Raw genomic sequence first — 24,579 nt, forward strand, 5'->3', positions numbered from 1 at the left:
CTTTACTATTTGATTTGGTTCAGGATGCTCGGATCTTTTATCTTATCGTCTTCTGCAAAGAAGATAATCTTAGTCAGTATCTCGGCAGTCTTCGGATCTTCATCTACGAAAGGCAGGAACAGGCGTCCGCGATTTTGCGAATGTACCGGAAGAACGGCTATCTGTGCACCACCTTCCTGATGGATCACACCGCTGCCCAGATGGATATTATACTTACCCAGTTTGCCTTCAATGTGAGCAAAACTTCCTTTTATCGTCACGTTCTTGAAATGGAACAACGGCATTGTCAGTTCCACCAGCACGCTGCGTATCTCGATGGTAGAGTGGCTGGTTTCCGGATCGACGCTTCCGGCATGAGCTACACTTACTGCCAAGTCTACGTCCCTCATCACTTCCGAGAAGATGACAGGAGGAATCTCCGAGATTTTCATCAGCTTGTAGTCCTTGCGGTTGTGGAAGCAGACATATTCTAATGTCGGAGCTTCGATGTCGGCAGGAGAGAACCAGTCTGCCATCGCATAGATGGTGGCGATGATGTTCTCTTTGTAATAGATCTTTTGGAGACCGTCTTCATAGTCGGCTACCCAGCGACGGCCTTTCAGTACGGCAACCGTTTTCTGCGGTTGGATCTGGTTGCCGGCATAGCGGCGGGATTGAGTGGCTTCTATTTCTTCCGGAGTCGGAACGTAAAGTTCGCGGAATACCTGTTTGAAAGGTTGGCGGATTGATTTATCGAACAGGAATTTTTGATAAGCATGCCAGTCTCCGCTTGTATACAGGTCTGTGGGGTGCGCGATGCGTAACTCGTCTTTCGGTTTTAACGGGAGGCAAACGGCATTCACTGTAATCAGCAATCCATCGGTGTAGAAGCCCGTCTGTCCATTGCAGATGAAGACGAGATGTTTCAGTAATGGCCAGATAACAGGATTCTGCATCAGCTTGCGCAATTCGTTTTCTTCAAAATGGGTGCAGTCTTCCATCGCCTGTTCCAGCATGATGCGCGAACGGGTGTACTGGTCTTTCAGCTTTTTGTGTACTGCTTTCAGTTCTTCTATATACGGATGCTTTTTCAGCTTGGCAGGCATGCTGTTGAGCTCTTTGCCGTCTTTGATTTGCTTAATCTCCGATTTACCTTCCTCGTTGATTTGTACATACACTTCTACGCCGTCTATCTCTTTGGGGGACAGGTAGGGAAGAAGTTCTTTAATCAGTTCAGTTTCCATGCTCCAGGTCAGGCGGGTAACGTCTCCGTAACCGGAGTTGCGTGCCAGGTTTTGCAGAGCGATGTTTACCGCTTTCTTTTCGCTTTCCTGTCTTTGAGCACCGAATTCCTTGCTCTCTTTCAGGAACTTTTGCAGGTATTGATAACGATCCAGCAGTTCTTTATCCGGCTTCCGTCCCAATGGGATGAGGCCGTAGCTCATCAATAAGTCTTTGTTGCGCTTGGCTATTATTTCTTTCTTTATATCTGCCGCCTTCACTGCACCGTTGGTAGCATCGGCAAACTTACGGGCACGGGTATGGCTGTTGCTGCATGAAATATATTTGGCGGCATTGTAGACCACTTCGAAGCGTTGCTTGCCAATTGTCTTAAATGCATCTTTGAACCAGTCGATGTCAAAAGCACCTTCCCGCAGGTCATCTACGTCGATGGGGGTGTAGCGGGCGATAATCGCTTTCTTCTTGTCGTCACACGTTTCATTGGTGTGGGCGTGGAAATAATAGGCTGCACTTGTCAGTCCTTTCCAGCCTATTGCCTTTTCAGTCAGTTCAATCCATTGTGGGGCGAACATGGCGGCTTCTACCAGTCGCTCGTCGCTGATTTCGGCTTGTTTCGCCAGTTTCTTCAGATTCTCGCTGGTGTCCGTAGGCAGGGGATGGCAAGCATGGAGCAGACTGCTCAATACACCCCGTTTGGTGCTGCCCCAGTTGTAACTGTCACGTATGAAAGTATCTTTGCCGAATGCTTGCAGAATACGGATAAATGTTTCGGCTCCATAGACGTAGCTTAGTTCTTCTGCAAGGGAGGTGACTTGTGTCTCGGAGTCTCCACGTTTTAATTCAATTTCAAGAATCCGGTCTACCACCTTTTGGGCGAGGGAACGGAAGAGGGAGAAGTCGATGTTTTTGATATCGGCGTATCTTTCTTTTTCCTTGTTGAAACGAACGTTGTCGTTCAATACCATGGTGATTGCTTTGATCTGGCTGGGAGAGCTGATGCGTCCCATCATTTCACGGTATACTTCCTCTGTCGGGATGATTCCCAGCATCCAGGCACGGGCGAAGTCTGTGGCATGAAGATAAGAGTCTGTTTCCTCTAGTTCGGGGGTGTGCTCCATGTAGTTGGTGAGCTTATAAAGCTGATAGCGCACTGTGAAGTAACGGATAAATAGATCATCATTCATGGGCTTTTGAGGCATTTCGAGCCAGAAGTTCACGAATTTGTTGTTATGTATCGGATAAACGACCTGTTTTTCTCCGTATTCCAGTTTGTCCCGAAGCCATGCATGCTTACTGGTGTACTGGCGGAAGATGTTTTTGGTATTTAGCAAAGGCAATAGTTGGAGCAGCATATTGACGGCCAGTCGTTGATAGACGGCTTCATCTTTGTATTCGTATGCCAGTGCTTCGATGATGTCACTCATCTGTTCATAGTACGGCATCTTGCGGAGGTCTTTCTGCAATCCGCGGTAAGTGATGCCGGCATACATCCGGTTGACAAGCGGCTCAAAAGTATTACTTGATTTCTGGTCTGCCTTGATGTCTTCTTCATCTTCCTCGTCGGAGTCGTCTTCGTCTTTAGCGGTACCTGTCGATGCAAGCATGAAACTCATCATCAGCAATTTGTCGTAGCTTCCTATTTCTTCTTCGTAGAAGGCTTTCCACAATTCCGGGAATCCGAGTCCGCTCAATCCTCCGTAGTTGCTCCAGTTTATCAGGACACTGTTACCTACCAGACGTGCTTCTCCGTAACCATTTTTGAATTCTTCATTCTTGTAGGTTTCGATGTATTTGCTTAGTTTTTTGAAAACGAGTTTGGCCCTTCCAAAGCAGATGAATTCGAATGCTTTTTTAACGTTGAATCCTTTGTCCTGGGTAATTTCCGGCAGACTGACTTCAAGAGACGGATCGTACAGACCGAAACCGTTATCTTTGGTATAATGTTGTGTGACGCTCTCTTCTGTTCCATCGCCAATCAGAGATTCTATCAATACTTTTTCTTTCGGGTTCGGCTTCTGAATCTCTTTAACTGTCGGGATCAATTCCTGATAGATATCTTGCAGGAATTCTACATTGTGTATGGTCTTCATCATGTCCAATCCTGCCAGGCGGCGTTCGGCAACCTTGTCTGTTAGCAAGCGGCGGATGCTGTCGGCTAGCTGTTCTTTGGGCTGTTTCATCAGCAGATTGATAGCATGGATACGCATTTCGCTGTATTTGAAGCGCAGTAACTCTTCTACTTTCTGGTTTTGTTCGGGCGATAAGGTCATCTCGGACAATGCTTTATATGCTTCTTCACGCACATCTTGCGAACGGTCTCCCAGTGATTGCAGTACATATTCTTCCTGTAGCGGACTGGTCGGTGGAGCTAATACAACACCGATATAGCCTGCCCGCATATAAGTATCCAGAGAGGGCAGATAGCTGCAAAGATCGTCTTTCAATGCAGAATTATTAGTCATCCAGGTGATATATGCCATTTTGAGAACGATTTCCGAACGGGTGAGTTCTGTGCTTTCCCAAGGGAATACATAAGGAGAATAAATCTCTTTGGCAGAGATGGACTGATAGATTTGCTTCAGATATTCATAATGGCGGACCGCCTCTTCTTTGCTATCAAAATAGTCGTGGAGTGACGGGGCGTCTTTGTGCCCTCCGTACCGGCTAAGATAGAGACCGGACAGATACAACGGTAAGATAGCCGCCACCACCGACGGTTCCTTATACCATCTTTCAAAGGCATTTTTACTGATGCGGTGGTTCATGCCGGAGTATTGCGTACAGCGTAAGAAATAAAGTAATGTCTGTACCTGGTATTTAGCACCTTTCTTGATAATTTCCGGTACGAGCGTCTGAATCTCTTCCGTATTATAGAATCCGATGCTCCATAAAGCCAGATAGAGTTCGACTGTATCTTTGCTTTGAAGAGCACTGTGTGCTTGTTTCCGGTCGTTCAGAAAACGATGGATCAGTTCTACATATTTATTGGTGATACGTTCGCTGCTGTCTTGTTCTCCGATACCCGTACTGACTGCAATACCGCGTTTCACGGAAGCAAATCGTTGCAGGCCGTTGTCGCAGATGACCGAGAAAAGATGGAGATAACTTTCGGGACAACCTTCGTCCATCGTTTCCACGATAGCTTGGCGGAGACCCTCCTGTAACTTGGCTGCCAGAAGTAACTTCCCTTCCAGTTCCAGCAAGGGGCGGTATCCACTTACTGCGATAGCCTGGAGATGTCCCTGGTTGAGGCGGTTGGCGTTATTCTCACTGGTCAGCACATTGTTGAGGTATTCAATGACAGTCTGGTTGCCTTCTGCTATTTGGGCGGCCATCCAGTTTTGGCAGTTCATCGAATCCTTGTATGCTTCTATTTCTTCCGGAGTGTTTCCTCCGTTCAGTATGGCTTGAACCGTAAATCCGGTGGCGCGCAGTTTCAGAAACTGGGTCAGTGCATCTATAACGTGGCCGATATGCAGAAGAGGATTTGCCGACCGTTGTGACCGGCGCGAGTATCCGTGAGTGTACGGGCACCGTGCTTTGAGCTTCAGATAGGTGTGGAACAGGTGGGCGTACTCGTCTCCCAATAGATAGCGGAGTAGCTTGTTCAATTTACCATCGAAAAGATTGGCAACGCTTTTAATCTTCTCTTCTTGGATAATATAGATGATGCAAGGCTCTAATTTATCGCTGTATGCACCATACCGGGTATCCATGTTGAAGTATTGCATAAATACATCCAACAGTGCCATTGTCTCTTTGTCTAAACTGGTTCTCTTTTTCGTTAACCTTTCCAGGTACGGAGCAATCCGTTTATTTAATGCGTCATTGTAAATCAGTCTCATGATTCTTTTCGTTTTAAATGTGTTTTATAGGATAATGATTACCATAATCTTCCCGACAGCATAGCGAGCCGGATGAAGGTTAAGGTAGATTCTTCTTTAAGTTGGATGGGAGAGGATAGGTCTCCGGTTTCCGTATCATCCATGAAGATACGGAAAATTCCGTCCTCATAGGATTGCAAAGCATTGGTGATGGCTTCGACTTCTGCGGCAGGTTTGCCATTATAGTTTACTGCAAACCCTACTTTGCCGGAAGCTGTTTTATTTTCCACTTCTTCCTGTGTGAGGTATTTCAGCACTTCGCTCTGTTGCAAGCGTTCATTGTATTCGCAGACTTGCCAACTGACGATGGCTTCGATCAACCCCTGTACATTGACAGGCGGAACAGGAAAATCGATAGGAATCTTTTCGATACTGCACTTTCGCTTTCCTAACTGTTTGATTTGGATATATACTCTCATATTCTCTTTATTGGGTGATCTGGATACTTGATGTAATGGCATTCAGATCGGTTTCAGCTTCTTCGTCATAGACAAGCATGACAATGGCAAAAGATCGTTTCTTGCTCTCTTGAAAGTAATGCAACGCTATTTGTTTTACATCCTCTCCCGGTTCATCAGGAGCCCCGATGTGCAGGGGATTCGTGATCTTTGTCATGGGGAGTCCGTTGATGTTGACATTGCTTAGTTGGTAATCTTCTGACGGTTCCCCTTGTGCATTTCTTGGGAGAGTGAGTGATAACTCTTTCATGTGTTCAAACTCCTTCTGCGTGTCGTAGGTGAGGGCGGTAATCGTTAATTGATTCCCTCCGTTGACCAGCATGAGTAATGGAGGTTCCGCACCATCAATAATTCCTTTTGCTCCTGCTATTTTTATCCAGTTGGTAGGATACTGGCAACTGAATTTGGTGGCTGCATCATAATAAGATAGCCACGTATCGTCATTGCCGACAGGCGTATATGCCGGAACTTTCCTACTGGAAAGATTGTCCGTAGCATTCACAGCGGAATGATTACTGTTCTCGTTTTCCTCTTCCAGTTCACCATTCAGATAGGCTTCCACAATGCCGCTTTCCCATTCATTGCGTATCTCCGGGTAAAGAGGAGGAACGTTTTTGCACAGGATCATGAAGCTGAACAGGAATATACAGAATATACCAAGCTCCCCGATGATGGAGACAGTCCGCTGTGCATCGGGTTTCTCGAACTTGTAGCCGACCACGTATATAATTCCCAGAACAAACCCGCTTAACAACCCGCCAATATGGGCGGCATTATCAATGCCGGCTTTCATCCCGTAAACCAGATTATACCCCACAAAAATGAGGATGCTGGTTAACAATGCCTTTCGTTGTTCTTTGGCGATGCGATGAAAGAGGAGGAATGCAAGGAATATACCGTAAAGTCCGAAGATAGATCCGGAAGCTCCGGCGCTGATTGTCTCACCGTGCATATACAGGCTGAATGCAGCCGAACATAATCCGGTTAGCAGGTATGAAACGAACATACGGCGTCCTCCTATCAGTTCTTCCAACAGAAGTCCTACATACATGAAAGCATACATGTTCATCAGGAGATGGAAAGCTCCGATATGTATGAAGTTGCAAGTCACTGTGCGCCACCAGTCACCGGTCAGAGTCAGCGGTCCGAAGTCGGCTCCCCATTTCAGTAGTGACAGAGTGGAAGGAGACATAATACCCACTCCGGAAGCAATCATTACAATGAATACAAGAATATTGATGTCTATCAGGATGGGAGTTGCTATAAATCCTTTGCGGGGAATGAAGAAAGACAGGAAAGAGTTCCTCTTCTTTTCTTCCTCTATGTAGGCTTTTTCTTCTTCTGTGAGCGGGCGGTTGAACTCTTCTTCGAAATCTTTGGCCCTTTGGGCTAGTTCTTCCGGAGTGAGTGAGGCTTTTATTTCTTCCATTGTTTCCCGTAACTTCTGGATATTTTTTCTGTTCTTTCCATAATCAACAAATTGTACGGAAGAAGACTGACTGCGAACGGATACTTCCCCGTCACTTCCCTTTTCTATGGTAAAGGTTATTGCCTCTCCATGGGAGTGTATACTGAACGGGACTTCAAACCGGATTCCTTCCGGAGTTACTTCCTCGATATTCCACTCAAGTTTTTGAGAGGCTTCGAGAGCCAATATAAGGATTTCCGTGTTTGATAAACCTGGCAAATACAGTTTGTCATTATATGAAGGTTTGAGTGCCATATTTCTATCTCTATCTACATTCATCAATTAAAAAATTACTTATCTCACTGACAAATGTATAGAATTAGTCGATTATTTGTTACTTTTTGTAGAACGCCAAATCTTCTTTGTCGAAGTTTTCGATGAAATTTGTATGCTTTTCTACTTCCGCTTCTGCATAGTTCAAATATACGTGTGCAGATTTGGAGAACAGTTCAGAAGACTTGCTGGCATCTTGAATCAGTAAGTGACACATGATAATATCAGCAGCCATTTCCACCAGTTTGCGAGCGGTGAAGTCAAGCAATTCCTGATCCTGTACTTCTTTCACAGCGTTGGTACTTGCTTCAAATTTGTCAGCCATCTTCTTCAGGCGAGACATCAGCGGTTCCATTTCCGGTGAACAAGGAATGGCCTCAAACTCGCGGATAGTAGCGATGTAAGAACCATTAGTCACGTAACGGATAGCGGCTACAGTCTGCAACTGGGTAGTTCCTTCGTAGATGCTGGTGATACGTGCGTCGCGATAGATGCGTTGGCAAGCATATTCCATCATGAATCCTGAACCACCGTGAATCTGGATACAGTCATAAGCGTTCTGGTTAGCATATTCAGAGTTCATACCCTTAGCCAGCGGAGTAAAGCTGTCTGCTAGTTTGGCGTATTTTTTCTGTTCCTGACGTTCTTCCGGAGTCAGTTTACGTTCGCGGGAAATATCATCCAATGCTTTGTAAATGTCTACGTAGCGAGCTGTTTGATACAGCAAAGCACGTCCGGCATCCAACTTACCTTTCATGATAGCCAGCATATCGTATACTGCCGGGAATTCGATGATTGCTTTACCGAATTGCTTACGGTCTTTAGCATAAGCCAATCCCTCATTGTAAGCAGCTTGGCTCAATCCTACGGACTGCGCAGCAATACCCAGACGGGCACCGTTCATTAAAGCCATAACGTATTTAATCAAACCGAGTTTGCGGTCACCGCAAAGTTCAGCTTTAGCATTCTTGTACACCAGTTCGCAAGTAGGAGAACCGTGGATACCGAGTTTGTTTTCGATACGACGTACGTTCACACCACCCTCATTCTTGTCATAGATGAACATAGAAAGACCACGACCGTCTCTTGTACCTTCTTCCGAACGAGCCAATACCAAGTGAAGATTAGCATCACCGTTTGTAATAAAACGTTTTACACCGTTCAGCAACCAGCAACCGTCTTTTTCGCTATAAGTTGCTTTCAGCATAACTGCCTGTAAGTCGGAACCTGCATCCGGTTCGGTCAAGTCCATAGACATCGTTTCACCTTGGCATACGCGAGGAATGAAACGGCTGTGTTGGTCAGCGTTACCGAATTCGTACAGTGTTTCAATACAGTCCTGCAAAGACCAGATATTTCCGAAACCGGCGTCGGCAGCAGCCACGATTTCTGCACACATGGTGTACGGAGTGATCGGGAAGTTCAAACCGCCGAATCTGCGTGGCATGGTCATACCGTTCAGGCCGGCTTTCACCATAGCGTCCAGGTTCTGTTTGGTTCCGGAAGCATATTCTACGCGACCGTTAGCACAGTGAGGACCTTCTTCGTCTACACCTTCTGCGTTAGCAGCAATGATTTCTCCTGTGATTTCTCCTGTAATCTCCAATACTTTGTCGTAAGAGTCTACAGCATCTTCGAAGTCCAGCGGAGCGTAGTCGAATTCATCTTTATCTCTGTAATTGCGTTCTTTGAGTTCGCAAATACGTTTCATCATCGGATTGTTCAAGTGAAACTTGAGTTCCGGTATGTCTGTATAATAATTAGCCATCTTTCCTTACTTGCTATTTTGTTTATAATACTTAATCATCTTCGGCACAACTTCTTCGATACTTCCGTTGATTACGTAATCGGCAATCGTATTGATCGGAGCATCCGGATCGTTGTTAATGGAGATGATGATACCACTTTCCTGCATACCGGCGATATGCTGAATCTGTCCGGAGATACCGCAAGCGATGTAGAGTTTTGGACGAACCGTAACACCAGTCTGACCGATCTGACGATCATGGTCTGCGAAACCAGCGTCAACAGCAGCACGGCTGGCACCTACTTCTGCGTGAAGTTCTTTAGCGAGGTCGAACAATAGGTTGAAGTTTTCTTTCGAACCTACACCGTAACCACCGGCTATGATGATCGGAGAACCTTTCAGGTTGTTCTTTGCCTTTTCTACATGGCGTTCGATGACTTTCACTACATAGTCCGTGTCGGCTACATACTTTTTCACGTCGTGACGGATTACTTCTCCCTGATAAGTCGGAGAGAGGATTTCTTTCTTCATCACACCTTCGCGAACGGTTGCCATCTGCGGGCGGTGTTCCGGGTTCACAATCGTAGCAACGATGTTACCACCGAATGCCGGACGGATTTGATATAACAGGTTCTTATAAGTCTTACCTTCTTTTTTGTCTTCGTGGTCACCGATTTCAAGTGAAGTACAGTCGGCAGTCAATCCGCTGGTCAGAGCAGAAGAAACGCGCGGACCGAGGTCACGACCGATAACGGTAGCACCCATCAAACAGATTTGCGGTTGCTCTTCTTTGAAGAGGTTCACCAGGATAGCTGTGTGAGGAAGTGATGTATAAGGGTAAAGGCCTTCACCGTCGAAAACGTGAAGTTTATCTACTCCGTAAGGAAGGATTTGTTTTTCAATATCTTTGAGGCCGCTTCCGGCAACTACAGCTTCGAGCTGACAGTTCAACTGGTTGGCTAACGAACGACCTTTGGTCAGAAGTTCGAGGCTAACGTCTGCAACGTTACCTTCTTCTATTTCGCAATATACAAATAAGTTATTCATGATTATCCGATGGTGTGGTTAGCTAATAGTTCAACAATCAGGTCTTCCACGTCACGGTCGCTGCCGCTGATGGTTTTGCTCTCTTTAGCCTGGAACACGATGTTCTGGATGGCTTTCACTTTTGTCGGCGAACCGGACAGACCGCATTGTGCAAGGTCACCGTTTACGTCGGCTACACTCCATTCTACCAGATTCAAATAATCACGCTTGTCATACAAATCGGTATAATCAAGGTTACCTTGTTGTTTTTCGGTAACTGTTTTGGCGTGTTTGTATTTCTGAACCAGTTTCGCATTGCGCGGACGGCAAGGAGCGGCAGAACCGTTTATGGTAATCACGATAGGCAGCGGACCCTCTACAGTTTCTACACCACCGTCGATATGACGTTTCACCTTGATTTTACCATCGCCCACTTCCAGAATTTCTTCTGCGTATGTGATTTGCGTCAATCCTAGCTTCTCTGCTACCTGCGGACCTACTTGTGCCGTGTCACCGTCGATAGCCTGACGACCACCAATGATAATGTCGCAATCACCGATTTTGCGGATGGCAGTAGCCAATGCGTAAGACGTAGCCAGTGTATCTGCACCAGCGAAAGCACGGTCGGTCAGCAAGTAACCGTTATCTGCGCCACGGAAAAGTCCTTCACGAATAATGTCGGCTGCCCGTCCCGGTCCCATGGTCAGGATGGTTACGGTAGAGCCTGGATGAGCATCTTTCAGTCGAAGAGCTTGCTCGAGAGCATTCAGGTCTTCGGGGTTGAAGATAGCGGGAAGTGCCGCGCGGTTAATCGTCCCGTCGGCTTTCATGGCATCTTTCCCAACATTACGTGTGTCAGGAACTTGTTTTGCCAATACAACAATTTTCAAACTCATGCTATAAATTTTAGTATTAGTATTTCTACAAGTTAGCAGCCAGTAGTCAAGTAGTAATATCTTGCTATCCAAACTATCCGGTTAACTATCAGCGTGCAAATTTACTCAAACGCTTGGTTCTGACAAGAAATCCGAGTAAAAAATGCACAGGTTTAAGATTTTTGAGCAAAAGAGGAGGGTTTTTATAGATTTAATTCAGGGTTGACAAAGCGTTTATGGGCAGTCTGCCGGATTGTCCGGCAGACTGTTGATGAATTCCGGATTATTTGATAAGTTCGTAATAATGTGCATTCGTGAAATTATCATTCTTGAAAATAGCCTTTTGCATAATTCCTACTTTCGTGAATCCCACTTTCTCTAATACCCGCATGGATGGGGAGTTATGCTCAAATACGACTGCGAATACACGTACCTTATCAGTGTGTTCGAAATAATAGTTTATGGCTTCTTTCAGGGCGTCAGTAACGATTCCCTGGTTCCAGAAAGGTTCTCCAATCCAGTAGCCTACTTCTGCACTAAAACGTTCTACATCCGTAGCGGGTACAAAACCGATACTTCCGACTGCTTCTCCGTTTACCTCAATGCAGAAATCTTGAATGTTTTCTTTCGCTTGTACCATAGCGAGAAAAACATTAGCATCTTCCTGACTATAAGGATAGGGGAGACCGTCACGGCAGTTATCCCAAATATTCTTGTTATTGAGATATTGGGCTAATGATGCTGCATCTTCGGTTTGCCAGGTACGGAGAGTATAGTTTTTCTTCTGCACGATAATTCCTGTTTTCTGTACCATATCATCTTTTATTGTATACCAATTTCAGCTAACCCCATCGGTTCACCGTCATGTATCATCCGTGTTGCTTTCAACTGAATATAGCGAGCCTTGACCGGAGTAAAGTAAACCGATTGCAAAATCGGATTGCTCTTTATATTGGAAAATTCATCTTTGGCTACTACCTGGTTGACTGCATTGCTATCCATACCTACAGATATTTCGTAGGCCGCGATCAACCCTTTATTATATTCACTCTGGTCGGGGAGATAGTGGAATGAGGTAATCGTGCGTTCTTCTCCCAAGTCAATCAATAGTGTATTTCCATTGATGAAACAGGTGGTCTGGTCGTTTTTATCCATGCCTTTCTGTGCTTCCTCTACATCTACTCCAACAAGGGTGAACGGGTAACTTTTCAGTTCTGCAGCTTTCGCTGTGTATGTATCCGAAGTCTCTCCTGCATAATATGCTTCAATGTTATTAATACAGAGACAAGCCCGTGAATCCGTGAAGCGGACACGAATCTTATCCGTAGTGATTGTTTCGAAACGAAGGAGCCGTTTATATCCGATAGTGGTAGTCTCCTCATTGAGCTTCACAGGGATCCATTCGCCTGCCTGGTTATATTCTACAACGAATGATTTGACACGTTGTCCGAGAGGAATATATTCCTGCAACATCATACGGTTGATCTTTTCTGCCTGAGGTAAATCGAATTCAATAGTGGCTGAAATGACATCATCATTGGTAGCCCAATAAGTATCATAATCACCGTCGGTCACAGCTTTGGCGGAGAATGTTCTTCCGCGTTCGTCCGATGCTTTGGGAGAGAGTCCTGCCAGCAGATTGTGTGCCAGTTGTTTTTGTACATTCTGGTGGAAGTTTACGGCATTGGCAGAGTCAGTAGGGTGAATCAATCCGTCACGGTCTACCGGGAAGTTTAATAATAGCGTTGCGTTATGTCCTACGCTGCGGTAATATAAATCAGTCAGTTCGTCTACTGTTTTCACACGGTCGTCTTCTTCCGGATGATAAAACCATCCCGGACGGATGGAAACATCACACTCAGCAGCTACCCATTGGTTACCATCGGCATGACCATATTGCAGTTCACGATACTTGGGATAGCCCGGATAAACTTCTCCTGCACGAAGAAAAGACCAGTTAGTAGCTCCGGCAAATCCGTGTTCGTTGCCTACCCAACGACAGCCCGGACCTCCATCCGAGAAGATGACAGCTTGTGGCTGTAACTCATCAATCATCTTGTAAGCTCGCGGATAGTTATAATAAGTCTTGCGGTCGATTGTACGGCTGTCTTTTGCTCCGCCATACCAGCCGTCTCCACCGTTGGCACCGTCAAACCAGATTTCAAATACATCACCGTAGTTGGTCAGTAGTTCGTTGAGTTGTTTATAGAAGTATTCTACATATTCGGGAGAGCCATAATTGGCCTGATGCCTGTCCCAGGGCGAGAGATAGACTGCGAATTTAATGCCATACTTTTTGCAGGCATCCGACAGTTCGCGGACAATGTCTCCTTTTCCGTCTTTGTACGGAGTATTGCGGATACAGTACTCTGTCAGTTGCGTAGGCCACAGACAGAATCCATCGTGATGTTTCGCTGTCAGGATCACTCCTTTCATGCCGGATTTGACAAATGTCTGTACCCATTGCTCACAGTCCAGACGGGTAGGGTTGAATGTTTTAGGATCGGAGTCTCCATATCCCCATTCACGGTCGTTGAATGTGTTAAGTCCGAAGTGTACAAACGCATACGTTTCCATTTTTTGCCATTCCACCTGTTTGGCTTCGGGAATGGGTAAGATAGCTTCCGGTGCTTTTACCGAATTACAGGCACTTAGTAGAAAAAGACCTGTTGCGAAGATAAGAAAGTGTTTTTTCATGGGGGTGTTTATTAGTTAATAATTGAATGTAAGAATCATCTACAATGTAATTCCAACTACAAAATAAAGTTGCTCTTCATAAGGGTTGGCTATTAGCTTTCCGAAGATGGGTAAAGAGAAATTGGACGTTATTTTAATATCTTTTGTTGCAGATAATCCGATATTGACTACATTGAATTTGTCGGAGTACATACTTTCCCAAGGAGTGAAACCTGCTTCGATATTCATATTTACATCCTTCACGCTGAACGGGTAACTCAACTCGCAGTAACTGGACCAGGCACGTTTCCCGTTTTCCCGGTAATCGTTTCCGGCAAAGGTAGTGTACCAGCTTACTGACAATGGGAACTTTTCGCTAAGCATATAGCCGGCTCCTACCTCGAAAGTGTGCCCGGTAGAGTGCGAACTGTAATTGAAGTATTTAAAAGGTTCCTCTTCTGTCTGGGTAAAATAGTTATTGGCGTAAAGAGTCAGGTTTTTGTATTCGTACTCTAGTGATAAATCTATTTCATTGTTCTTTTCGCGAAATTCGGTAGAACCCCATGCGTAAACGGTCAGTCCTTTCCAGTTGAGGCCGAGTGAAGGCTGCACACTTGCATTGCCGCTATCCATACCGCGCCAAATATAACTGCTTACAAAATCAGCAGTTACAAAAACTTCTTGTGCCTGTGCAAAGGCCGTACAAAACAGGATGGCAATAAGTAGGATTTGTTTTTTCATTTTATCGGTTATTTCTTCTCGTTTTCGGGGGGTAAAGATACGCAATATATAGATAAATGATGACAGATGAGGAGAAAAAAGAAAACGGCTGCATTGAGCAGCCGTTTCTTAAGTAATTGTGAATCTTGAAAGTTAGTTAGAAAGTGACGTCCATTTTCAGTACGAAAGTACGTGGAGCAGCAACTGCCATTGGGCGGTAGCTGTATTCTTTATTCAACAGGTTATTCACCATAAACTGGAAAGCTACTTCTTTTGTGGCTTTTACTCCGAAGCGCACGTCAACAGTGGCATAGTCCGTATTATGTTTTTTCCAGTAAGTAGCCAGTGTCTCTCCTTTTGAATAACCGAAAAGGATGCCACGTACATAATCCATCAGGTCTTTCTGCTGTTTCTCGCGTTCGTCCAACATCAGATAGTCAACTGCCAGAATTTTGCTCTTCCATGCTACATTGGCACCGACATTGATACGTTTCCACTGGAAATCTACCGTAGCTTTAAAACTGTGCTTCGGGCGATATTTAAGGTACTTACCTGTGTTCGATTTCTCTTTCATCTGAAGAGGATCGGTATAAAGCCCCTCTACTGCATTACGTTCCTGATAGTCAGCATCGCATGGCTCCGTGTATACATATCCCAAGTTATAGAACAACTTCGTGTTCTTATTGAAATTATACACGCCGTTCGTTGAGATTTCTACTCCGTAAATCTGGGCTTTCGATACATTGTGGAACTGGGCTCCGATACCGAACCCTTTGCCATCTGTCAGCATCTGGAATGCATCGCCTATGCTATTAATCATCGTGTAATTGGCATTGTTGAACAGCCCGAACTGGAATTCAACCATGTCTTTATATTGTGTATAGAATCCTGCAACATCCACAAAACCCTGGAAATTACCAACTTTATATCCTTGCTTAATTCCTAATTCCGCATTAAATCCTTTCTCCGGTTTGATGTCCAGATTAGGATAAACGCCAACTCCACCAATATCCTTGCGCAGGTATTTTTCATTGATAGACGGATTACGGTAACCCTGTCCGAAGCTGGCACGGATAAAACTGTAATCAGCCAACTGATAATTTAACCCTGCACGGAAGACCGGACGGAACGGAACTTTGGTTCCGAAGATTTTAGTTTCGGCTTCACGGTGATGATTATTCACCCGATAATATTCGGCACGTACACCGGCAGATACACTCAAACGATCCCAGAAGCGCTGATCGTATTGGAAGAAAGCAGCTATATTATCACTTTTGTATACCTCATCCATTACAGCGGAGTCATAGCGGATATGTTCCAGGGTTACTCCGGTAGTGATTTGTGCACCGCCTTCCCATTTCTTATTGAACTGGTAGTCGAGGTAGTAATCGAAGTTCTTATCAGTCTGTGTTTTTGGAGTGTTTCGTGACGGATTGATAACATTTGATAACCACGGAATCAGATCACTCGGTAACTGTCCGTTCGTAAGTCCCCCTAAGTCACTCGGCACTCCGTTGTCCATTACCCAAGAGATCAGATCGCAATAATCGGCAGTCGTCGCATTCGGGAAAATATTGCCTAATGAGGTGAACACTCCGTTCATGGCATCTTCCAGGTTGCCGTTGACAAGTCCGGAACCTATACCTACCAATGCAGGATAAAGTGAACTGTAATCGCCACCGGCTATATTCTGTATCGTTTTGGCATCAGTTCCCATATTTCCCAGAATATCAGTGATGGAAGTTCCTTGGGTAGGGCGTACGATATTATCGGCACTGTAATAGAAACGTCCTTTAATCTTATGTGACGTACCGTTTTCCGGATTCACATAGTTGATGAACGGATCGATATGGAAATTATTCTCTTCACGTCCCATGTTGGTGAAAGGAGACGGTTTGTACACTTCCGTTGGTGAACGCCAGATAAAGAAGTCACCATATTGATTGGAAAGGAAATCGACATTGAAACCATAATTCAACAGTTTCATTCCCATATCAGGCTGATGATAAGTGAGGCTCCCTCCCATACGGAAACGTTTGTTGTATCCCTGTTGGCGGTATCCTTCGTCAGTGAAAAGATTGATTCCTCCGCTGACATCGAAATTGCCGATACGACGGGAGTGGGAGAGGTCGAATCCTTCGTAAATAGGATTCCGTATACCGCTAAGAAGACTTCCGCGCAGGATCGGTTTAACAGAATATTTATCATCTTTCCAGAAACTCTTGTCGCTCCATTGGTATTCGTCGTTTTCCGCATCACCATATACTCCCACATAAGCACTGAAACGTGTTTTCGGAGTCAGTCCCGGACGTGCAGTACGGATGTTGATAATGCCGTTCAAGGCTGATGACCCGTACAACACGGAGGAAGCTCCTTTAATAACTTCCACCTGTTCTACATTTTCCAAAGGTATGGTGTTCCAATTGATTTCACCGGTTTTTGGATTCAGGGTACTCATGCCGTCTATCAGAATCTGGCTGCGTGCACCTACACCGTAAGTCCATCCGCTGCCACCGCGCATAGAGGGCTGTTTGTCTACAATGTCTACACCGGGCAATGTACGGAGTGTGGAAGAAATATCTGTCGGTGCCTGACGGGCAATATCTCCGGCTTTCACCACATCCATGGAAACAGTAACGTCACTCAACTTCTGTTCAAAGCGTCCGGCACTAACCACCACTTCTTCCAGTAGCTTTGTGCTTTCTTTCATATAAACGTCTTTCGTGATGACTTCACGCTTATTGATAACAATTGGCATCAATACATCTTCATAGCCTACATAACTGAATACAAGATCGACTCCTCCCTCGGGCAGTTTGATTTCATATTCTCCATTGATGTTGGACACTGCTCCCTGATTGCCATGGAGTTTGTATGTGACGGCTGCGCCTACCAATGGCTCATTGGTTCTGGCGTCGTATATATGTCCTTTCAAGGTTTGGGCAAAGCTGCTTCCGAAACCGGTTAGGGATAAAAGGATTATCAGAGTATATAATTTCTTCATTGTTCTTATTCTTTAATAGTATATTAATTTTGAGGTACGAGATCGAGTCCCAAGTCAAAACTTTGAACTAGCAATGCACATTCCGGCCAAGTGATAAATAGCATATCTATTAGCGGTTCGAGAAATCCGGCAAGTCCGGCCATTTCCGGTGGTAATAAACTTGGCAGCATTTTTAATACTATGGGATGAAAATCTCCAAGAAGCTTTAATATCGGAGCTATTCCTTCTTTATCAAGGTAAATGTATGAGTGACCATTTTGTATCTTGATGTGCATAGGTATTCCGTTTGATAACCAATCAAAGAACGTTGCAAAAGATTGATCGTTCATGCTAACGATAAAACCTAGAATCTCATTTTGCAATTGACCGTTTACTGTTTTCAGAAGACTCTTAAGTTTTAAGGCATCCATGCTGAAGATGGCATCCGAGATGGAGCTTATGATGTTTTTGTCGATCACTTTTCCACTGCCGGAAGCAACCTGTGAAATGATTGCCGGCAGATCGAGCTTTATAACAATCTTGCCATCCCTTTGAAACCAGTATGCCAATCCTTTGGGAGAAGTCGTATATTGATAATCTTTAATGGCATCCGTAATCATATCCTGGTCCTCTATATCCATATTTAAAAAGGCAGTCAGAACATTACCGATAAATAAATCCTTGTTTTCCTCGTTAAAAGCATCTCCCGAATAATTGGCAATGATATTTCCATCCGGTTCCAATGTTATATCTTTCAGGATGCAAGGCAACAAGTATCCTAATAATCCCTGCAGAACACTTCCCATGTTTTGACCGTTGTAGCTGGTTTCTGTGGCTTCTTCTGTTTCCGGAAATCTGAAGTAAATGGCACATGAAGTCATCTTGTCATCTTTTTCTTCCCATTGATATCCATTTCCCTCATCTGCAATAACCTTTCCTGTTCCATGCTCTACATCTGCGAAACGATAGTTCTTAGCCCATAAATTAGCATTTGCCATCGTTACGTCAGCCAGATTTAATATAAGTCTGCCTTTCACTACGCGTCCCTCATAATTAAAGGTGCTTTGGGTGGTAGTACCGATGCCTTTGCCTTGAAAAGAGTATCCCTCTGCATCTCCTGTGAGAGGTATATGAGTCAGCTTTAATGCCTTTTCTCCCGGAAGAATATCATAAAAAGTAAGATTAGCTGTCTCACCCTTTACTGTGCTGAAATCTACCGATTTCCCAGTCATATTTTCGCCGTTGTATACCAAAGTCAAGGTAGGATTCGGATTCGAAAATTTATTGGAATAATTGGCCGTTACGTCTACAGGATCGGGGCCTGGATAATCTTCACTACAAGAAGTCAGTATTCCTGTTACACTCGTGAATATAAGCGATATTATAAGTGAAATCTTTTTCATTATCATTCTCTTTTATAGTGATTGGTAATTATTTGGTCGATGGAACTAAGTCCAATCCTAAATTGAATAATTGCATGAGTTTCCATTGTTCAGCAATCATAGCCAAATCCAATGAAAGTCCTCCTAAATCGACTTTAATTCCGGATAGTATGTTGATGACAGGAGTTAATGTCTGATAGTCCAGGTATAGATAGGTATGTCCATCTTTGGTATGGGTTATATTCATGGGAATACCATTTTTGATGCAATTGAATAAAGCGGTAAAAGAGGCATCGTCCACCATTACCAAGTAACCTAATATATCATTATTCACAATTGCATTAAGAGTGGAAAGCAGACTTTTGAGGCGAATGGGGTCCGTTTTGAGAATGGCTTCAGTAATCCCGTTGATAAGCTCACCATCTATCTGTTGCTGGCTATTCTTAATGATTTCTGTAATGATTGCGGGAATATTTAGTTTTAATATTAACTTGTTATTGGCTTGTCCCCAATAAGCTAGTCCATTAGGAGATTTCTCATAAGTACGGTTTTCTATAACGGTTTGAATTTGTTTTTGAACAACTTCTGCTTCATCGCCATTCAAAGGTAAGAACAGTAACTCTTCATTTATTGGATCTGAAGAGTAATATGCTGTAATAGTACCATCCTTTTCCAGTTTGATATCTTTTATTAATTGAGGTATGAGCGTCTGAAGAATACCCGGGGCAAGGTTACCTAAGAGATACATTAATGAAGCTTCGTCAGTTCCTATCCCTTCTTTAGGTTTCATATCGAAATAACAGGCACCTTTGTACTGTACAGGATGAAATTCATTCGTAAGATCCTGAACCATTTCATAAAGAGCGAAGTCGTATTTGTTAACCAGCTTTTGGGGATCAGCCATTACCACATTCAAATCCAGCTTCATCGTTTTCGGAGTAATGCTACCGCTGTATTTCACCGTAGCTCCTCCCATCGTGATATTTGTTCCGCTGAAAGTGTAATACCCTTTCTCTTCATTCTCATACAGTTGGATATGACTGATAGGAGTTTCCTTTTCTCCGGGAATCACATCATTCAGTGTCAGTGTTCCCGTTTCACTATCTCCTGTCTTGAAACTGACAGTTTTTCCAACGAGTTTCTCTCCACTGTAGGTTAGGTCTAGCGTATATGGTTTAATATACGAGCCATATTCCTGACTAATTTCTCCCGGCCAAAATAGCTTGTCATTGTAAGTCTCTTCGCATGATGTAAAGAAAAATACCGCGCAAGCTACATAAAATAGTTTTCGTAGGTTTCTCATTTTGCTTTTTGTTTTTATTGCGTATTTAATAAAACTTTGCAAAGTTCGACTAACAATTCTTTATTGTCAAGGTCTGTTTTTTATTTTAATGTTCTATTTTTAATTGTGTATGGCGAAAGTGCTTAAAATGAGAAAATAAATGTGTTCTATTTTTAATATTGATTGTTCTTCTTTTAAGAATGGCTGTAAAAAGAGAATGAAGAGAGCTCTAAAAAAGCAAACGGTTTCCCACCTGTTTTTCACAGGTGAGAAACCGTTCGTTTTTTTCTTCTCTATTTCCGACTCTTGCGGAAAGTTTAGAATGTAATATCCATCTTTACAACAAAAGTACGTGGAGCGGCAACTGCCATCGGGCGATAGCTATATTCCTTATTCAGCAAGTTGTTTACCATAAACTGGAAAGCAACCTCTTTCGTGGCTTTTACTCCAAGACGCATGTCAACGGTGGCATAGTCCGTATTGTGCTTTTTCCAGTAGCTCGCCAGACTTTCTCCTTTGGAATAGCCGAAAGCAACGCCACGAACATAATCCATCAGGTCAAGTTGTGTTTTCGGACGTTCATCCATCATCAGGTAGTCCACAGCGAGGATTTTGCTCTTCCAGGCAACGTTGGCACCCAGATTGATACGTTTCCACTGGAAATCTACCGTGGCTTTGAAGCTATGCTTCGGACGATATTTGAGATACTTACCTGTGTTCGATTTCTCTTTCATCTGAAGAGGATCGGTATAAAGTCCTTCTACCGCATTGCGCTCCTGATAATCAGCATCGCGTGGTTCAGTATATACATATCCTAAATTATAGAACAACTTCGTGTTCTTATTAAAGTTATAAACACCGTTTGTCGAGATTTCCACTCCGTAGATCTGGGCTTTCGATACGTTATGGAACTGTGCTCCAATACCGAAACCTTGACCGTCAGTTAACATTCGGACAGCATCGCCGATACTGTTAATCATCGTATAATCGGCATTATTGAAGAGGCCGAACTGGAATTCAACCATATCTTTATACTGTGTATAGAATCCGGCAACATCTACAAATCCCTGGAAATTACCGATTTTGTATCCTTGCTTAATCCCCAATTCCGCGTTAAATCCTTTTTCCGGCTTAATGTCCAGATTCGGATAAACACCGACTCCACCGATATCCTTGCGCAGGTATTTTTCATTGATGGACGGATTACGGTAACCTTGACCGAAGCTGGCACGGATAAAGCTGTAATCGGCCAACTGATAATTTAATCCTGCACGGAACACCGGACGGAATGGAACCTTGGTTCCGAAGATCTTTGTTTCCGCTTCACGATGATGATTGTTCACCCGATAATATTCGGCACGTACACCGGCAGATACACTTAAGCGATCCCAGAAACGCTGGTCATACTGGAAGAAAGCGGCTATGTTATCGCTTTTATAGACCTCGTCCATGATGGCGGAATCATAACGTACATGCTCATAAGTGGCTCCCGTAGTGATTTGCGCACCACTGTCCCATTTCTTGTTGAATTGATAGTCGAGATAGTAGTTCGTACTTTTGTCAGTCTGCGTTTTCGGAGTGTTTCGTGTTGGGTTGAGCATACCGGATACCCAGGGGATCAGATCACTCGGTAATTGTCCGTTCGCAAGTCCGCCCAAATCACCGGGTACCCCGTTGTCCATCACCCAGGAGATCAGATCGCAATAATCGGCAGTTGTTGCATTCGGGAAAATATTGCCCAATGAGGTAAATACTCCATTCATGGCATCTTCCAGATTTCCGTTGATAAGTCCCGAACCGATACCGACCAAGGCCGGATAGAGCGAACTGTAATCACCGCCTGCAATATTCTGAATAGTCTGGGCGTCTGTTCCCATATTTCCCAGAATATCACCGATGGATGCTCCCTGGCTGGGGCGCACGATATTGTCGGCACTATAATAGAAACGGCCTTTAATCTTATGTGACGTACCATTCTCCGGATTTACGTAGTTGATAAACGGATCGATATGGAAGTTGTTGTCCTCCCGTCCCATATTGGTAAAAGGAGAGGGCTTGTACACTTCTGTCGGCGAACGCCAGATAAAGAAGTCTCCATATTGATTGGAAAGGAAATCAATATTGAAACCATAGTTCAACAGTTTCATTCCCATGTCCGGTTGATGATAGGTAAGGTTACCTCCCATACGGAAACGCTTGTTGTATCCCTGCTGACGGTATCCTTCATCGGTGAAAAGATTCATGCTCCCGCTGACATCAAAATTACCTATACGACGGGAGTGGGAGAGATCGAATCCTTCGTAAATTGGGTTTCGGACACCACTAAGAAGACTTCCGCGTAAAATAGGTTTGACCGAATATTTATCCTCTTTCCAGAAACTCTTGTCACTCCATTGGTATTCGTCATTTTCCGCATCACCATAGATACCTACGTATGCGCTGAAACGTGTTTTCGGAGTCAATCCCGGACGTGCGGTACGGATATTGATAATACCGTTCAGAGCCGACGAACCGTACAGTACGGAGGAAGCTCCTTTGATAACTTCAATCTGCTCGATATTCTCCAAAGGCACGGTGTTCCAGTTGATTTCTCCTGTTTTGGGATTTAGCGTACTCATTCCATCCACCAGAATCTGGCTGCGTGCACCCACTCCGTAAGTCCATCCGCTGCCGCCACGTATAGACGGTTGTTTGTCTACGATGTCTACGCCGGGCAATGTACGGAGTGTGGAAGAAATGTCCGTTGGTGCCTGACGGGCAATATCACCGGCTTTCACTACATCCATAGAAACGGTAACGTTACTGAGTTTCTGTTCAAAACGTCCGGCACTGACCACTACTTCTTCCAGTAGTTTGGTGCTTTCTCTCATGTAAACGTCTTTGGTCACTACTTCACGTCTGTCGATCACAATAGGCATCAGCACATCTTCGTAGCCCACATAACTGAAGACCAGATCGACTCCGCCCTCGGGCAGTTTGATTTCATAAGCCCCGTTGATGTCCGACACGACTCCCTGATTACCTTGTAATTTGTACGTAACGGCTGCTCCTACTAATGGCTCATTGGTTTTAGCGTCATATATATGTCCTTTCAGCGTTTGAGCAAAACTGTTCCCAAAGCTGATGAAGCATAGTAGCAAAGTTAGAATATATATTTTCTTCATTGTTCTTGTATTTTCTTGTTTATAGAAAGGTGCTTCTTATTAGTTGTTGACTGTAAGGTCTATACCTATATGCAGTTTGGTGATGGTAGACCAACCCTTATAAAGCGGCATGATATAACTGTCGAACAGCATCGGACCAAAATTGGGAATACCTGCCATCAAAGGTTCCAGACTGGGGAGGAAAGGAATGAACGGAGTCAATGCATCTTTGGTTACGTACAGATAAGTGTGTCCGTCTTTCTTCTCCATTTGCATGGGGATTCCCTCTTTTATCCAGCCGAACAGCATTTGGAAAGTGGCGTTATCCAGACCTGCCAGCATGGATAATATGGAATTATCCAGTTGACCGCTGATAGTACTTAATATATTCTTGAGTTGAACCGGATCTGAATTCAGGATAGCGTCTGTCAATAAAGCCATCAGATTCTGATCGATACTTTTCCCCTGCGATTTCATGACTTGAATGATAATTGCCGGAAGATCCAGTTTCAGATAGAAATGATCGTTCTTCATATACCAGTAGGCCAGTCCTTTGGGAGATGGAGCATAAATCCGGTTTACCCCCTCCGTGGCATTGATAATATCCTGTTGCTGGAAACCTCCCATCGGATAAGGTAAGAATAACTTATACATAACGAATGTAGCGACTTTATTCATAGATTCGGGATCTTCCATGTTTATTTCACTGAACTTCTGCTCTCCCAGCATCATTTCATCCGTTGTATAATTGGCTGTGATGTATCCGTTAGGTTGTAAGGTGACGTTATCGAGAAGCTGTGCCAGAAGATAACCACCCATTCCTTTCACCAGCCCTGTCATGACCGCATAAAGGAAACTGCCATCACTGCTTAGTTCAATATCCATGTCTACATAAAGAGGTGCGGCAATCATTTTACCATCGGATTCCCCCCATTCGTACAGGCCGGTATCCGAATTGCGGATCATATCCTTTCCTCTGCCGTATATGATGTCGCTAAGTGCATAAGTGTTGGCCATTTGTGCGCTGTTCACCATCTTTATATTGGTCAGGTTCACTGTCAACTGGCCGTTTTCTACACGTCCGCTATAATTAAAGGTACTGCCGGTTAAATTTCCCGTGCCGTTGCCGGAAAAAGAGTAACCGTTAGCATCTCCGGAAATAGGTATATCAGTCAGTTTGAGTGTTTCTTCTCCGGGAAATACATTATAAAAAGTAACATTAGCCGTTTCTCCTTTCACTGTACTGAAGTCGACTGCTTTGCCAGTCATTTCATCCCCATCATAAGTTAATGTCAGGTTGGATTTGCTCAAGTATTTATTCGAGTAATTCGCTGTTACGTCCACCGGGTCCGGTCCTGGATAGTCTTCACTACATGAAGTCATCAAACCTGCCGTTCCGATGAGGCTGCTTATAAATAGTATAGATAATTTCTTCATATTC

General features: G+C 44.2%; 14 protein-coding genes. All 14 read right to left on the bottom strand.

From position 1 onward, the window contains the following. Positions 1-5: 5 nt before the first annotated feature. Positions 6-5,066: a DUF4132 domain-containing protein gene (locus tag AB5217_RS15400; RefSeq protein ID WP_368112680.1), complete on the bottom strand. Its 5,061-nt coding sequence runs from the start codon at positions 5,064-5,066 to the stop codon at positions 6-8. A gap of 38 nt (positions 5,067-5,104) precedes the next feature. Beyond that, entirely contained in the window at positions 5,105-5,524 is a 420-nt protein-coding gene (locus AB5217_RS15405) for a hypothetical protein (RefSeq protein ID WP_004301032.1), read from the bottom strand. A gap of 7 nt (positions 5,525-5,531) precedes the next feature. Beyond that, positions 5,532-7,286 carry a rhomboid family intramembrane serine protease gene (locus AB5217_RS15410; RefSeq protein WP_032849089.1) on the bottom strand — a complete coding sequence of 585 codons (1,755 nt, stop codon included), beginning with the start codon at positions 7,284-7,286 and terminating at the stop codon, positions 5,532-5,534. Positions 7,287-7,365: 79 nt separating this feature from the next. Continuing rightward, on the bottom strand, positions 7,366-9,072 hold the full coding sequence (locus tag AB5217_RS15415) for an acyl-CoA dehydrogenase family protein (protein ID WP_004301030.1): 1,707 nt from the start codon (positions 9,070-9,072) through the stop codon (positions 7,366-7,368). A 6-nt stretch (positions 9,073-9,078) separates the two neighbouring features. Next, positions 9,079-10,098 carry an electron transfer flavoprotein subunit alpha/FixB family protein gene (locus tag AB5217_RS15420; RefSeq protein WP_004301029.1) on the bottom strand — a complete coding sequence of 340 codons (1,020 nt, stop codon included), beginning with the start codon at positions 10,096-10,098 and terminating at the stop codon, positions 9,079-9,081. Positions 10,099-10,100: 2 nt separating this feature from the next. After that, positions 10,101-10,973, bottom strand: coding sequence for an electron transfer flavoprotein subunit beta/FixA family protein (locus tag AB5217_RS15425; protein WP_368112679.1), 873 nt, complete (start codon positions 10,971-10,973; stop codon positions 10,101-10,103). A 262-nt stretch (positions 10,974-11,235) separates the two neighbouring features. Then, positions 11,236-11,766 carry a GNAT family N-acetyltransferase gene (locus AB5217_RS15430; RefSeq protein WP_004327067.1) on the bottom strand — a complete coding sequence of 177 codons (531 nt, stop codon included), beginning with the start codon at positions 11,764-11,766 and terminating at the stop codon, positions 11,236-11,238. 8 nt (positions 11,767-11,774) lie between these two features. Then, positions 11,775-13,649 carry an alpha-L-fucosidase gene (locus AB5217_RS15435; RefSeq protein ID WP_055167429.1) on the bottom strand — a complete coding sequence of 625 codons (1,875 nt, stop codon included), beginning with the start codon at positions 13,647-13,649 and terminating at the stop codon, positions 11,775-11,777. Positions 13,650-13,688: 39 nt separating this feature from the next. Further along, positions 13,689-14,369: a hypothetical protein gene (locus tag AB5217_RS15440; protein ID WP_004307137.1), complete on the bottom strand. Its 681-nt coding sequence runs from the start codon at positions 14,367-14,369 to the stop codon at positions 13,689-13,691. A 136-nt stretch (positions 14,370-14,505) separates the two neighbouring features. After that, positions 14,506-17,352, bottom strand: coding sequence for a TonB-dependent receptor (locus AB5217_RS15445; protein WP_032843858.1), 2,847 nt, complete (start codon positions 17,350-17,352; stop codon positions 14,506-14,508). A gap of 23 nt (positions 17,353-17,375) precedes the next feature. Continuing rightward, positions 17,376-18,734 (bottom strand): DUF4925 domain-containing protein, encoded by a 1,359-nt coding sequence (locus AB5217_RS15450; RefSeq protein WP_032843857.1) that lies wholly within the window; start codon positions 18,732-18,734, stop codon positions 17,376-17,378. Positions 18,735-18,762: 28 nt separating this feature from the next. Beyond that, on the bottom strand, positions 18,763-20,016 hold the full coding sequence (locus tag AB5217_RS15455; protein WP_004307134.1) for a DUF4925 domain-containing protein: 1,254 nt from the start codon (positions 20,014-20,016) through the stop codon (positions 18,763-18,765). A 296-nt stretch (positions 20,017-20,312) separates the two neighbouring features. Then, a complete protein-coding gene (locus tag AB5217_RS15460; protein ID WP_004321615.1) occupies positions 20,313-23,159 on the bottom strand; it encodes a TonB-dependent receptor in 2,847 nt (948 codons plus the stop codon). A gap of 39 nt (positions 23,160-23,198) precedes the next feature. Next, positions 23,199-24,575, bottom strand: a complete 1,377-nt coding sequence (locus tag AB5217_RS15465; protein ID WP_224440854.1) for a DUF4925 domain-containing protein — start codon at positions 24,573-24,575, stop codon at positions 23,199-23,201. Between the last annotated feature and the right edge of the window lie 4 nt (positions 24,576-24,579).

This window comes from Bacteroides sp. MSSM.1001136sp1_RTP21357st2_D2_RTP21359_211015, from assembly GCF_040913205.1.
Classification (GTDB): Bacteria; Bacteroidota; Bacteroidia; order Bacteroidales; family Bacteroidaceae; genus Bacteroides; species Bacteroides ovatus.

Bases quoted from the DNA above. Each gene is read 5' to 3' on its own strand.
- AB5217_RS15400 (WP_368112680.1), bottom strand. From the start codon at position 5,066: ATGAGACTGATTTACAATGACGCATTAAATAAACGGATTGCTCCGTAC.
- AB5217_RS15405 (WP_004301032.1), bottom strand. From the start codon at position 5,524: ATGAGAGTATATATCCAAATCAAACAGTTAGGAAAGCGAAAGTGCAGT.
- AB5217_RS15410 (WP_032849089.1), bottom strand. From the start codon at position 7,286: ATGGCACTCAAACCTTCATATAATGACAAACTGTATTTGCCAGGTTTA.
- AB5217_RS15415 (WP_004301030.1), bottom strand. From the start codon at position 9,072: ATGGCTAATTATTATACAGACATACCGGAACTCAAGTTTCACTTGAAC.
- AB5217_RS15420 (WP_004301029.1), bottom strand. From the start codon at position 10,098: ATGAATAACTTATTTGTATATTGCGAAATAGAAGAAGGTAACGTTGCA.
- AB5217_RS15425 (WP_368112679.1), bottom strand. From the start codon at position 10,973: ATGAGTTTGAAAATTGTTGTATTGGCAAAACAAGTTCCTGACACACGT.
- AB5217_RS15430 (WP_004327067.1), bottom strand. From the start codon at position 11,766: ATGGTACAGAAAACAGGAATTATCGTGCAGAAGAAAAACTATACTCTC.
- AB5217_RS15435 (WP_055167429.1), bottom strand. From the start codon at position 13,649: ATGAAAAAACACTTTCTTATCTTCGCAACAGGTCTTTTTCTACTAAGT.
- AB5217_RS15440 (WP_004307137.1), bottom strand. From the start codon at position 14,369: ATGAAAAAACAAATCCTACTTATTGCCATCCTGTTTTGTACGGCCTTT.
- AB5217_RS15445 (WP_032843858.1), bottom strand. From the start codon at position 17,352: ATGAAGAAATTATATACTCTGATAATCCTTTTATCCCTAACCGGTTTC.
- AB5217_RS15450 (WP_032843857.1), bottom strand. From the start codon at position 18,734: ATGAAAAAGATTTCACTTATAATATCGCTTATATTCACGAGTGTAACA.
- AB5217_RS15455 (WP_004307134.1), bottom strand. From the start codon at position 20,016: ATGAGAAACCTACGAAAACTATTTTATGTAGCTTGCGCGGTATTTTTC.
- AB5217_RS15460 (WP_004321615.1), bottom strand. From the start codon at position 23,159: ATGAAGAAAATATATATTCTAACTTTGCTACTATGCTTCATCAGCTTT.
- AB5217_RS15465 (WP_224440854.1), bottom strand. From the start codon at position 24,575: ATGAAGAAATTATCTATACTATTTATAAGCAGCCTCATCGGAACGGCA.